The sequence below is a fragment of the Burkholderia sp. IO2 genome, assembly GCF_029522185.1.
GTDB classification, from domain to species: domain Bacteria; phylum Pseudomonadota; class Gammaproteobacteria; order Burkholderiales; family Burkholderiaceae; genus Burkholderia; species Burkholderia cenocepacia.
Map to the genome: position 1 here is coordinate 1 of NZ_JAKWFH010000018.1, position 12123 is coordinate 12123.

At 66.0% G+C, this 12123-nt stretch carries 13 protein-coding genes; all 13 read right to left on the bottom strand.

Annotated elements, in window-relative coordinates; genetic code table 11:
- On the bottom strand, positions 1 to 877 hold an 877-nt coding region (gene rnc / locus MMB92_RS13615; RefSeq protein ID WP_212066289.1), incomplete at its 3' end, for a ribonuclease III.
- Between the two features lie 153 nt (positions 878 to 1030).
- Positions 1031 to 1924 (bottom strand): signal peptidase I, encoded by an 894-nt coding sequence (lepB, locus tag MMB92_RS13620; protein ID WP_196445951.1) that lies wholly within the window; start codon positions 1922 to 1924, stop codon positions 1031 to 1033.
- A 16-nt stretch (positions 1925 to 1940) separates the two neighbouring features.
- Positions 1941 to 3734: a translation elongation factor 4 gene (gene lepA, locus MMB92_RS13625; RefSeq protein WP_006490871.1), complete on the bottom strand. Its 1794-nt coding sequence runs from the start codon at positions 3732 to 3734 to the stop codon at positions 1941 to 1943.
- Positions 3735 to 3923: 189 nt separating this feature from the next.
- On the bottom strand, positions 3924 to 4160 hold the full coding sequence (locus MMB92_RS13630; RefSeq protein WP_006476497.1) for a glutaredoxin family protein: 237 nt from the start codon (positions 4158 to 4160) through the stop codon (positions 3924 to 3926).
- A gap of 7 nt (positions 4161 to 4167) precedes the next feature.
- On the bottom strand, positions 4168 to 5664 hold the full coding sequence (locus tag MMB92_RS13635; protein ID WP_059721521.1) for a DegQ family serine endoprotease: 1497 nt from the start codon (positions 5662 to 5664) through the stop codon (positions 4168 to 4170).
- Between the two features lie 16 nt (positions 5665 to 5680).
- The gene (locus tag MMB92_RS13640) at positions 5681 to 6733 is read right to left on the bottom strand and encodes a MucB/RseB C-terminal domain-containing protein (RefSeq protein ID WP_012492434.1); all 1053 of its coding nucleotides are present in this window, start codon (positions 6731 to 6733) and stop codon (positions 5681 to 5683) included.
- A 5-nt stretch (positions 6734 to 6738) separates the two neighbouring features.
- The gene (locus MMB92_RS13645; RefSeq protein WP_006490874.1) at positions 6739 to 7356 is read right to left on the bottom strand and encodes a sigma-E factor negative regulatory protein; all 618 of its coding nucleotides are present in this window, start codon (positions 7354 to 7356) and stop codon (positions 6739 to 6741) included.
- Between the two features lie 86 nt (positions 7357 to 7442).
- Positions 7443 to 8042, bottom strand: a complete 600-nt coding sequence (rpoE, locus tag MMB92_RS13650) for an RNA polymerase sigma factor RpoE (protein WP_006490873.1) — start codon at positions 8040 to 8042, stop codon at positions 7443 to 7445.
- A 91-nt stretch (positions 8043 to 8133) separates the two neighbouring features.
- Positions 8134 to 8598: a hypothetical protein gene (locus MMB92_RS13655; protein WP_006496509.1), complete on the bottom strand. Its 465-nt coding sequence runs from the start codon at positions 8596 to 8598 to the stop codon at positions 8134 to 8136.
- An 11-nt stretch (positions 8599 to 8609) separates the two neighbouring features.
- Positions 8610 to 9842 carry a beta-ketoacyl-ACP synthase II gene (gene fabF, locus MMB92_RS13660; RefSeq protein WP_006489692.1) on the bottom strand — a complete coding sequence of 411 codons (1233 nt, stop codon included), beginning with the start codon at positions 9840 to 9842 and terminating at the stop codon, positions 8610 to 8612.
- 164 nt (positions 9843 to 10006) lie between these two features.
- Positions 10007 to 10246, bottom strand: coding sequence for an acyl carrier protein (acpP, locus tag MMB92_RS13665; protein WP_004197638.1), 240 nt, complete (start codon positions 10244 to 10246; stop codon positions 10007 to 10009).
- A 144-nt stretch (positions 10247 to 10390) separates the two neighbouring features.
- Positions 10391 to 11140 carry a 3-oxoacyl-ACP reductase FabG gene (gene fabG / locus MMB92_RS13670; RefSeq protein ID WP_006476504.1) on the bottom strand — a complete coding sequence of 250 codons (750 nt, stop codon included), beginning with the start codon at positions 11138 to 11140 and terminating at the stop codon, positions 10391 to 10393.
- Between the two features lie 36 nt (positions 11141 to 11176).
- Positions 11177 to 12109: an ACP S-malonyltransferase gene (gene fabD / locus MMB92_RS13675; protein WP_058902116.1), complete on the bottom strand. Its 933-nt coding sequence runs from the start codon at positions 12107 to 12109 to the stop codon at positions 11177 to 11179.
- Positions 12110 to 12123: the final 14 nt, after the last annotated feature.

Here is a 12123-nt window from a genome sequence, read left to right on the forward strand (position 1 = left end):
CAGCGCCCGCCGCTGCAGCCGCCGCGGCGGCCCCCGGCGCCGCGCCGGCCGCCCTGGCCTCGCGCGCCGCCGCACGTTCCTTCCGCTCGGGCGAGCGCAGGTCGAGCGCTTCCTGCACGCCCTTCACGCCCGGCACGATCTCGGGTTCGACATGCTTGGAGCCGCGCGCGTTTTTCGAGCGCTTCGGCTTCGCGGCCAACATCGGTGCGGCCGCCATCACCTCGTCGAGCGCCTTCTTCGCGGCGGCCTGCTCGGCCGCGCGCCGGCTCGCGCCGGAGCCCGATACCTTCACGTCCAGCTTCGGCACCGTGCACTCGACCTCGAACTGCTGATTGTGCGCCGCACCATGGGTCGCGACGACCGTATAGGTCGGCAGCGCGATCTTGTGCCCCTGCAGGTATTCCTGCAGCAGCGTCTTCGCGTCCTTGCCGAGCGTGCGCGGATCGATGTGGTCGAGAATCGGGATATAGAGCCGCTTGATGACCCCTTGGGCGGCTTCGAAGCCCCCATCGAGGAACACGGCCCCGATGATGGCTTCGAACGCGTCCGCGAGGATCGACGGGCGACGGAACCCGCCGCTGCGCAGTTCGCCCTCGCCCAGCCGCAGGCCGTCCGAGATATTCAGGGCCTGAGCAATTTCGTACAGCGACTGCTGTTTGACGAGGTTGGCGCGTACGCGCGACAGGTCACCTTCGTCCAGCTTGCCGAAACGCTGAAACAAAAGAGCGGCCACCGCGCAATTCAGAACGGAATCGCCGAGAAACTCGAGCCGTTCATTGTGCGTGGCACTGTGACTGCGATGGGTCAAAGCCTGGCGCAGCAATTCCGCATTGCGAAATTCGTAGCGCAGCCGGCTTTCCAACTGGGATAGGGGCATGTGCAGGAGTATAACGCGGGCGCCGGTCGGGCCGAAACGGCACGGCCGGACCCGAAAAGGCGTGACGAGGCGGTGTTACCGCCGGTTCTTAAAGTAGTTCGGCAATACGCGACGCGGCCCGTGCGTCGCGTATTGCGTGTGAGTCGAATGCGATCAGTTGAAGGAACCGATGCGCTTCAGGTCGCTGAAGTTCATCCAGATGAAGAACGCGCGGCCGACGATGTTCTGGTCCGGCACGAAACCCCAGTAGCGGCTGTCCGCGCTGTTGTCGCGGTTGTCGCCCATCATGAAGTAGTGGCCGGGCGGCACCTTGCAGATCACGCCGCGGCTGTTGTACGTGCAGTTGTCGCGATACGGATAGTCGTATGCGCCCATCACGAACGGCGGCACGGCCGGGTTGTTGAGGATCGCGTTCTTCTTGTTGCCGATCGTTTCCTCGAACTGCTTCGCGTAATTCTGGCGCTCGTCGTCGAAGAAATCGGGCAGCGGCGTTTCGGGCACCGGCTGGCCGTTGATCGTGAGCTGCTTGTCCTGGTACGCGACCGTGTCGCCCGGCAGGCCGATCACGCGCTTGATGTAGTCGACCGACTCGTCCTTCGGATAGCGGAACACGACGACTTCGCCGCGCGACAGCGGGCTGCCCTGCGTGATCTTCGTGTTGGTGACCGGCAGGCGCAGCCCGTACTCGAACTTGTTGACGAGGATGAAGTCGCCGACGAGCAGCGTCGGCACCATCGAGCCCGACGGAATCTTGAACGGCTCGACGACGAACGAACGCACGACGAACACGGCCAGAATCACCGGGAAGAAGCTCGCGGTGTACTCGAGCCACCACGGCTGGCGCAGCTTTTCGTCACGCAGCTTCGAACGCGTCTGCGCGGCGTTTTCGTCCGCGAAACGCTTGTCGATGCGCGACTGCTGGCGATCGAACTCCTCGATCGCCGAGTCGGCCGCCTTGCGACGCCGCGGCAGGAACACCAGTTTGTCCAGCACCCACGCTACGCCCGTCACGACGACGAGCACAAAAAGAATCAGCGCAAAATTCATAAAAGGATCAGTCCTGTTATTTGTCTTCGACGCGCAAGATCGCGAGGAACGCCTCCTGCGGGATCTCGACCGAACCCACCTGCTTCATGCGTTTCTTACCTTCTTTCTGCTTCTCGAGCAGCTTCTTCTTTCGCGTGATGTCGCCGCCGTAGCACTTCGCGAGCACGTTCTTGCGCAGCGCCTTGATGTTCTCGCGCGCGACGATGTGCGCGCCGATCGCGGCCTGGATCGCCACGTCGTACATCTGGCGCGGAATGATCTCGCGCATCTTCGCGGCGACTTCGCGGCCGCGGTATTGCGACTGCGATCGGTGCACGATGATCGACAGCGCATCGACCTTGTCGCCGTTGATCAGCATGTCGACCTTCACGACGTCCGACGAACGGTATTCCTTGAACTCGTAGTCCATCGACGCATAGCCGCGCGACACCGACTTCAGGCGATCGAAGAAGTCGAGCACGATCTCGGCCATCGGGATCTCGTACGTGAGCTGCACCTGGCGGCCGTGATACTGCATGTTGATCTGCGAGCCGCGCTTCTGCTCGCACAGCGTGATCACCGAGCCGACGTAATCCTGCGGCATGTACAGGTTCACGGTGACGATCGGTTCGCGGACTTCGGCGATGCGGCCGGGCTCCGGCATCTTCGCCGGGTTCTCGACCATGATCGTCGAGCCGTCGCTCTGCACGACCTCGTAGACGACCGTCGGCGCGGTCGTGATGAGATCCATGTCGAATTCGCGCTCGAGCCGCTCCTGCACGATTTCCATGTGCAGCAGCCCGAGGAAGCCGCAGCGGAAACCGAAGCCGAGCGCCTGCGACACTTCCGGCTCGTACTGCAGCGATGCGTCGTTCAGCTTCAGCTTCTCGAGCGATTCGCGCAGCGCGTCGTACTGGTTCGCCTCGACCGGATACAGCCCCGCGAACACCTGCGGCTTCACTTCCTTGAAGCCCGGCAGCGGCTCGGCAGCGGCCTTGGCCGCGTGCGTGACGGTATCGCCGACCTTCGCGGCCGTCAGTTCCTTGATGCCGGCGATGATGAAGCCCACCTGCCCGGCCGACAGCGACTCGAGATTGCGCGACTTCGGCGTGAACACGCCGACGTGCTCGACCGGATACTGCGCGCCGGTCGCCATCATCTTGATCTTGTCCTTCGGGCGCAGCGTGCCGTTGACGATACGCACGAGCATCACGACGCCGACGTAGTTGTCGAACCACGAATCGATGATCAGCGCCTGCAGCGGCGCGGTCGGATCGCCCTTCGGCGGCGGCACCTTCGCGATCAGCGACTCGAGCACGTCTTCGACGCCGAGGCCGGTCTTCGCGCTGCAGCGCGTCGCGTCGGTCGCGTCGATGCCGATCACGTCCTCGATCTCCTCGATCGCGTTCTCGGGGTTCGCGGCCGGCAGGTCGATCTTGTTCAGCACGGGCACGACCTCGACGCCGAGCTCGATCGCCGTGTAGCAGTTCGCGACCGTCTGCGCCTCGACGCCCTGGCTGGCGTCGACGACCAGCAGCGCGCCTTCGCACGCGGACAGCGAACGGCTGACCTCGTACGAGAAGTCGACGTGCCCCGGCGTGTCGATCAGGTTCAGGTTGTAGACCTTGCCGTCGCGTGCGCGATAGGTCAGCGCGGCTGTTTGCGCCTTGATCGTGATGCCGCGCTCGCGCTCGATGTCCATCGAGTCGAGCACCTGCGCTTCCATTTCACGGTCGGCGAGGCCGCCGCATACCTGGATGATGCGATCCGCGAGTGTCGACTTGCCATGGTCGATGTGGGCGATGATCGAGAAATTGCGAATATGATCCATTCAGTGCCGATCAAGCGAAAAAGGCGCGCTCACGACTGCGGAGCACGCCTTGTAAGTCGGTGAAAAAACGGCTTATTTTAGCCGAAAAGGCTTTTGCCGGGCGGGATTTCGGACGCCCTGCCACGCGGGGCGGGCGCCCGCCGGATCGAACCCCGCGCGAAAACGGCGTCGGCCGGCGGCGGGCCGGATTCAGCGCCGGGCCGCCAGCGCGTCGCGCACCCGCGCGTCGTCGAACCGGTGGCGACACACTTCCGCGCCGTCCAGCAGCAGCACGGGCACGTCCTCGTCGTAACGCGCGACCAGCGCTGCATCGGTGTCGATGTCGATGTAGTCGACCGCGACACCGAATTCGGCCGCCACCGGCGCCAGTGCGTCGCGCATGTCGTCGCACAGGTGGCACCAGCCGCGGCCGTAGAGCGTGAACATCGACGCGTTACTTCTGGCGCGGCCGCACGGGCACGAACTGCGTGTTGTCGCCACGCCGCACGAGCACCGCGACCGCCTTCTGCGGATCGAGCTGCGCGGTCACGTCGGCGAACTGCTTCGCGCTCGTGATGTCGGTGTCGCCGACGCGCAGCACGATGTCGCCGCGCTGCAGGCCCGCCCGGGCGGCCGGGCCGTCGACGCCGTCGATCTGCACGCCGTTCTTCAGCTTCAGCGTCTTCATCTGCTCCGCCGTCAGGTCGCTGACCGTCAGCCCGAGCGAATTGGTCTGGCGCGGCTTCTGCGGCGCGTTCTTGCGCTGCTCGGCCTTCGCCGTCGACTCGGCCGGCGTCTCGGCGATCGTGATCGGCAGATCGCGTGCCTGACCCTTGCGCCATACGCTGACCGTCGCCTTCGTGCCGGGCTTCGTGTCGCCGACCATGCGCGGCAGGTCCGACGCCGCATCGACCGGACGGCCATTGAACTTCAGGATAATGTCGCCCGGCTGGATGCCTGCCTTGTCGGCCGGGCCGCCCGGCTCGACGCTGCTGACGAGCGCGCCTTCGGCCTTCGGCAGCCCGATCGAATCGGCCACGTCCTTCGTCACCTCGCCGATCGCCACCGCGATCCGGCCGCGCGTGACCTTGCCGGTCGCCTTCAGCTGGTCGGCCACGCGCATCGCCTCGTCGATCGGAATCGCGAACGAAATGCCCATGAAGCCACCGGTGCGGCTGTAGATCTGCGAGTTGATGCCGATCACCTCGCCCTGCATGTTGATCAGCGGGCCTCCCGAGTTGCCGGGGTTCACGGCCACGTCGGTCTGGATGAACGGCAGGTAGTCGCCCGTGTTGCGGCTCTTCGAGCTGACGATGCCGGCCGTGACCGTGTTGTCGAGGCCGAACGGCGAACCGATCGCGACGACCCACTCGCCGACGCGCACCTTGTTCGAATCGCCGATCGCGACGACCGGCAGGTTCGACGCCTGGATCTTGACGACCGCGACGTCCGTGCGGTCGTCGACGCCGATCAGCTTCGCCTTGAATTCGCGCTTGTCGGTCAGCGTCACGTAGATGGTGTCCGCATCGTCGACGACGTGCGCATTGGTCATCACGTAACCGTCGGCCGACACGATGAAGCCCGAGCCGACGCCACGGTTCTGCTCGGTATCGGGCGGATTGTCCGGCGCCGGCGCGTTCTTCGGGTTGCTGCCGTTGCCGCCACCGTTGCCGGGCGCCTGCGGCAGCGGGATGCCGAAGAAGCGCCGGAAGAATTCCGACATGTCGCCGTTGTCGAAGCCGGGCGGGAGCATGCCGCGCGGGCCGCTCGTCGGCACGTTGGCGGTGGTCCGGATGTTCACGACGGCCGGCCCGACCTTTTCGACCAGATCGGCAAAGTCGGGCAGGCTTGCGGCGGGAGGCGTGACCGCGACCGCGGTTTGCGGGACGAGCGGCAGGCAGGCACACAGCGCCGCCGCCGCGAGCACTTTGCGCAGCGTGAGTTTCGTCATGTCGGAAGCCGTAGCGTTACTTGGAAGCCTTGTATTCTATGGCAGACGCGAACTGCTGCAACGTCGCCGGCGGCACTTCGCCGAGCACGGTGATCCAGTAGTCGCCGCGGCGCTTCACGAGAACGTGCGTCGCCCCGGTGCTGCCCGCGCCTTCCTTGCGCGTATTCTTTTCGGCCGGCTCGATGAAAACCGAGATCGTCGCGAGGCCGTCCGTGAAGACCGCCTGATCGACCGGGATCGGCGGATCGCCGGCATCGCGCGCGGCCATCGGCCGGCGCACTTCACGAATCTTCTGGAAGCCGGCGACGCTCGGCGCGAGCTGCCAGCCCTGCGCTTCCATGTCGACCGTCGCGACCGGCGGGCGCACGACCGTCCAGCCGCTCAGGTTGCGCATGCCGGCTGCGATCGCGGCCTTGTCGCCGCTTGCGCCGCCCGTCTGCAATTGCGAGAACGCGATCTGCTCGAGCACGTGATCGTTCGCGTCGAGCGTCTGCGAACGCAGCAGCAGCCCGGTGCGCGCGTCGGCCCACAGCTTGTACGTGAAACGGTACGCATCCTTCGGCACGAGCTCGACGACCTGCGCGTCGATCCCGGCCACGCGGTCCTTGCCGAGCGACTTCGCATCGTAGACGGACATCACGTGTTCGCCGCTCGCGCCGAGCAGCGCGGGAAACGAGTCGCGCGTCTGACGGCGCTCGACCACGCACAGCTTGCGCTCGGGCACGAACGTGTACAGCTCGTCGTTGTGCCGCAGCAGCTTGCGCGGCTTGCCGTCGAGCGTCTCGATCCGTTCGAACTCGCCGTCGCGCGACGCGACGTGCGCGATGCGCGACGACTGCACGTACCCGCCGCGCTGGTAGACGAACGTACCTTCGTAGCTCTGCTGCTGCGCCGCCTGCTGGACGCGGTCGAGCCAGTCCGCCGCGCCCTTGCGGGTCGCGACGGGATCGTCCGGTTGCTGGGCGCTGGCGGGAAGGGATTGAACGGACAACAGGGCGGCTGCGCAAAGCAGGAGGGCCGGCAGCCGCTTCCATCCGGAGATGGCGTGATTCAACTGCAATGTCCGCATCGGGTTTATTGGCCTGGCGTGGTGGTCACGGCAGCGCGGATCAGCGGCATCGAACCCGTGACGACGGGCTGCTGGGCGAATTGCTGGTGCGCTTCAAGGTATTGGTCGAGGCTGGCGTCGCGAATGATGTTGACGTCCTGCAGGCCGGGCTGGGCCGATGCCTGCGCAACCGTCACGCGCTGCAGGTTGCCGCCCTGCTGCGCGCCGATCGAGGCGACCTGGACGGCGCCCGGCGTACCGGCCGTCTGCATTTGCGGGACGACGACCCAGGTCAGCGTGGCCGCCGCGGCGGCCACCGCGAACGCGGGCACGACGCGCCGACGCAGCGACAGCAGCTTGCGCGCGGCCGGCGCGGCCGCCGGAGCCAGCAGGTGCGGCTCGCTTTCGAGCGCGGCCGACATGCGTGCGGTAAACGCGACGCTCAGCGCGGGCGGCAGCGCGAGCTCGTCCGAGCGCAGCGCATCGCCGATCAGGTGGTAATGGGCCCACGCAGCGCGATCCGCGCGGTCGAGCTCAGCCAGAAACTGCCCGTGATCCGGGCCATCGAACATTTCGCCGTCGACCAGCGCGGAAAGGCGCTCGCCGCGCGAGCACGCTTGCGATTGCGTATTGACCGACCCCATGATGCTCCCCATCTTGCACACCCCGTCGTGACTTCACGACTCTATCCGTAACTAGACCCCGACCCGCGTCGTTCCGCCCGTCGCGCTTACCAGCGCTTGCCTTCGGGCGTATCGAGCAGCGGACGCAATTTGGCAGCGATTGCCTCGCGCGCACGGAAGATCCGCGAGCGGACCGTCCCGATCGGACAGCCCATCATTTCCGCGATCTCTTCGTAGCTCAGGCCCTCGATCTCGCGCAGCGTGATTGCCTGGCGCAGTTCTTCGGGCAGCAGAGCCATCGCAGCGTTGACCGTCTCGGCAATCTGCTTGCTCATCAACATCGACTCAGGCGTGTTGATATCCCTTAGTTGGTCTGCGTCCGAGAAAGTTTCCGCTTCCTCCGCATCGGCCTCGGTCGAGGTCGGCGCCCGGCGGCCTTGCGTCGCAAGGTAGTTCTTCGCCGTGTTGACGGCAATTCGGTACAACCACGTATAGAACGCCGATTCGCCGCGGAATTGCGGCAGCGCACGATACGCCTTGATGAACGCGTCCTGGGCCACATCCTCGACCTCGGCGGGATCCCGCACGAGGCGCGAGATCAGCCGGATGATCTTGCGGTGGTATTTGGAGACCAGGAGTTCGAACGCCGCCTTGTCGCCCTTCTGTACGCGCTCGACCAGAGCCTGATCGATTTCTTTTTCACTCACCTGACAAATCCGTTAACTAGGGATGCAACGCGGAGCGTTATTGTAGCGTTCCGGCGCCGGCCGCTGGTTACGGTCGGTAACCGCGCCGCCGTCATGCCTGCCCCGCCGCCCCGGCCGTTCTCGCCAGCACCGACAGCGCGCTGAACGACGCGGCGTCGAGCGCGTCGGCCGGAATCAGCAGCGGCCGCGCGCGCCGGGCGCCCTGCCCGATCGACAGCACCAGCAGCAGGCTGCTCCAGTGCGCATGGCCGGTCACGCGACCGCGGGCCAGCAATCGCCCGGTGCGGCCAAACGCCGCAATCTCCCCGAACGCATCGATCCGCAGCTCGGCCGGCAGCCGGCGGGCGCAGGCCCGCGCCGCCCATACGGCCAGCAGTGCCGCCGTCGCGGCCGACACGCCGGCGCCGGCGACAGCGCCCGCGCGCGGCGCGCAGAACAGGTACGCCGACGCGGCAGCCGATGCGACGAACGCGGCCAGCACGAGATACGACACGGCCGAGGCCCGCAACGCAAAGCGCTGCGGACGCCCGGCCGGAGCATCGAATGGACTCGTCAAGCGATTCGACGTCAGACGCGCTTGAACACCAGCGTGCCGTTGGTCCCGCCGAAGCCGAAGTTGTTCTTCACGGCAACGTCGATCTTCATGTCACGCGCGGTGTTCGCGCAGTAATCGAGATCGCACTCGGGGTCCTGGTTGAAGATGTTGATGGTCGGCGGCGACACGTTGTTGTGCAGTGCCAGCACCGTGAACACCGATTCGAGGCCGCCCGCGCCACCCAGCAGGTGGCCCGTCATCGACTTCGTCGAGTTGACCACCATCTTGTACGCGTGCTCGCCGAAGGCCGCCTTCACCGCGTCGGACTCGTTCTTGTCGCCCAGCGGCGTCGACGTGCCATGCGCGTTCAGGTACTGCACCTCGTCGGCATTCAGGCCGGCGTCGCGCAGCGCCGCGACCATGCAGCGGCGCGGGCCGTCCATGTTCGGCGCGGTCATGTGGTACGCGTCACCCGTCATGCCGAAGCCCACGACTTCCGCGTAGATCTTCGCGCCGCGCGCCTTCGCCGCCTCGTACTCCTCGAGCACCATCACGCCCGAGCCCTCGCCCAGCACGAAGCCGTCGCGGTCCTTGTCCCACGGACGCGACGCGGTGGCCGGATCGTCGTTGCGGGTCGACAGCGCGCGCGCGGCGGCGAACCCGCCGATGCCGAGCGGCGACACCGTCGATTCGGCGCCGCCCGCGACCATCACGTCGGCGTCGCCGGCCTGGATCAGGCGCGCGGCGAGGCCGATGCTGTGCAGGCCGGTCGTGCAGGCCGTGACGGCCGCGAGGTTCGGGCCCTTCAGGCCGAACATGATGCTCAGGTGACCCGAGATCATGTTGATGATCGAGCCCGGCACGAAGAACGGCGAAATCCGGCGCGCGCCACGATCGACGTAGGTCTGGTGCGTGTCTTCGATCATCGGCAGGCCGCCGATGCCGGAACCGACCAGCACGCCGATGCGCTCCGCGTTGGCTTCGGTCACTTCCAGCCCGCTGTCCTTGATGGCCTGGACGCCGGCGGCGATGCCGTAATGGATGAACGTATCCATGTTCCGGGCTTCCTTCGCCGGGATGTACTCCTCGGCGCTGAAGCCCTTCACTTCGCCCGCGAAATGGCAGGCGAGGTTCGACGCATCGAACTTCGTGACGGTGGCGATACCGGACTTGCCGGCGACGAGATTGGCCCAGCCGTCGGCAACATTATTGCCAACAGGCGAAATCAGCCCCAGGCCTGTAACGACAACACGACGGCGGCTCACGGTAACCTCTTTTCCATTATTGGATGACAAAAACAAAAGCCACAGTGGCCACAGGAACCAGCCCTGCGAGCCCTGTGGCTGTTAGTCCGTCCGGCGCGAAGCCGGCAGGATGGCGCGTCAATCGCGAAGATCGCGGCGACGTGGCGGACAAGCGCGAAAGGCGCTTACGCCTTGACGTTTGCGCGAGCGTAGTCGATCGCTTGCTGAACGGTCGTGATCTTCTCTGCTTCTTCGTCCGGGATTTCCATGCCGAACTCGTCTTCGAGAGCCATCACCAGTTCGACCGTGTCGAGCGAGTCCGCGCCCAGGTCGTTCACGAACGAAGCTTCGTTCTTGATCTCGGCTTCCGCGACGCCCAGTTGTTCAGCGACGATCTTCTTGACACGTTGTTCGATGTTGTCCATTACCCCTCCGAGGGAAAGTTCAGATTTACAAGTGCGCGCATTTTATCAGGTTTGCTGACGCCAAAACGCGCGTTGGCTTGATGGTCGATCAAGCGCCGATCCGCCTGAAAAACGGGATACGGCGCGGATGGTAAACGAAAACCGTTACGACATGTACATGCCGCCGTTCACGTGCAGCGTCGTGCCGGTGATGTAACCGGCCTGCGGCGATGCGAGGAACGCGACGGCATGGGCGATGTCCTCCGGGCTGCCGAGGCGGCCGAGCGGAATCTGGGTCTTGAGCGCGGCCTGCTGTTCTTCCGGCAGCGTCTTCGTCATGTCGGTGTCGATGAAGCCCGGCGCCACACAGTTCACCGTGATGCCGCGGCTGCCGATTTCGCGCGCGAGCGCACGCGTCATGCCCGCGACGCCGGCCTTCGCGGCCGCGTAGTTGACCTGACCCGGATTGCCGGCCGAGCCGACCACCGACGTGATGTTGATGATACGGCCGCCGCGCGCCTTCATCATCGGGCGCAGCACCGCGCGCGACAGGCGGAACACCGACTTCAGATTGGTGTCGATCACCGCGTCCCAGTCCTCGTCCTTCATCCGCATCGCGAGCTGATCCTGCGTGATGCCCGCGTTGTTGACGAGCACGTTCAGCGCGCCGAATTCCTTCACGGTCGCATCGATCAGTGCCTCGGCGGCTGCCGCGTCGTTGACGTTCAGCACCGCGCCGCGGCCCGTGACGCCCGCTTCCGCGAACGCCGCGGTGATCGCGGCGGCGCCCGATTCGCTCGTCGCCGTGCCGATCACCGTCGCGCCCAGGCGCGCGAGTTCGAGCGCGATCGAACGGCCGATGCCGCGCGACGCGCCGGTCACGATCGCAACCTGTTTATCGAGAGTCTTGTCCATGAATCGAATGTCCGTTGCTTGGGAAAAGGCGCCGCGTCAGGCGGTCACGAGCTTGAGCGCTTCGTCGAGCGAAGCCGGATCGAACACCGACGCACCCGTCAGGTTGCCGTCGATGCGCTTCGTCAGGCCGGCCAGCACCTTGCCCGGACCGCATTCGATCACGTGCGTGACGCCCGTGCCGGCGATATGCCGCACGCACTCGACCCAGCGCACCGGGCCCGCGGCCTGGCGCACCAGCGCATCCTTGATCGCGGCCGGATCGCTGACCACGGCAACGTCGATGTTGTTGACGACCGGAATCTGCGGCGCCTTCACGTCGACGTTCGCGAGGTAGTCGCGCAGCTGGTCCGACGCCGGCTTGAGCAGCGACGAATGGAACGGCGCCGACACCGGCAGCGGCAGCGCGCGCTTCGCGCCCTTCGCCTTAGCGATCTCGCATGCCTTTTCGACCGCGGCCTTGCTGCCCGCGATCACGACCTGCGCCGGAGCATTGAAGTTCACCGCTTCGACGACGCCCGCCTCCGCGGCTTCCGCGCATACCGCGCGCACCGTGTCGTCGTCGAGGCCCAGGATCGCGGCCATGCCGCCCTGGCCGACCGGCACGGCCGTCTGCATCGCCTGTGCACGAAAGCGCACGAGCGGCACCGCATCCTTGAACGCAAGTGCGCCGGCCGCGACGAGCGCCGTGTATTCACCGAGGCTGTGGCCGGCGACGATCGACGGCGCCGGGCCGCCCGCCTGCTGCCACGCGCGGTAGCACGCGTACGCCGCGGTCAGCATCACGGGCTGCGTGTTGGTGGTCAGGTTCAGCTCTTCGGCCGGGCCTTCGGCGATCAGTTTGCCGAGATCCTGATTGAGTGCATCGGATGCTTCCTGGAGCGTCTCGCGCACGACGGCCAGATCGGCGAATGCGTTGAGCATGCCGATCGCCTGCGAGCCCTGCCCCGGAAAAACGAATGCAAATTTCATATCGTCCCCAATTG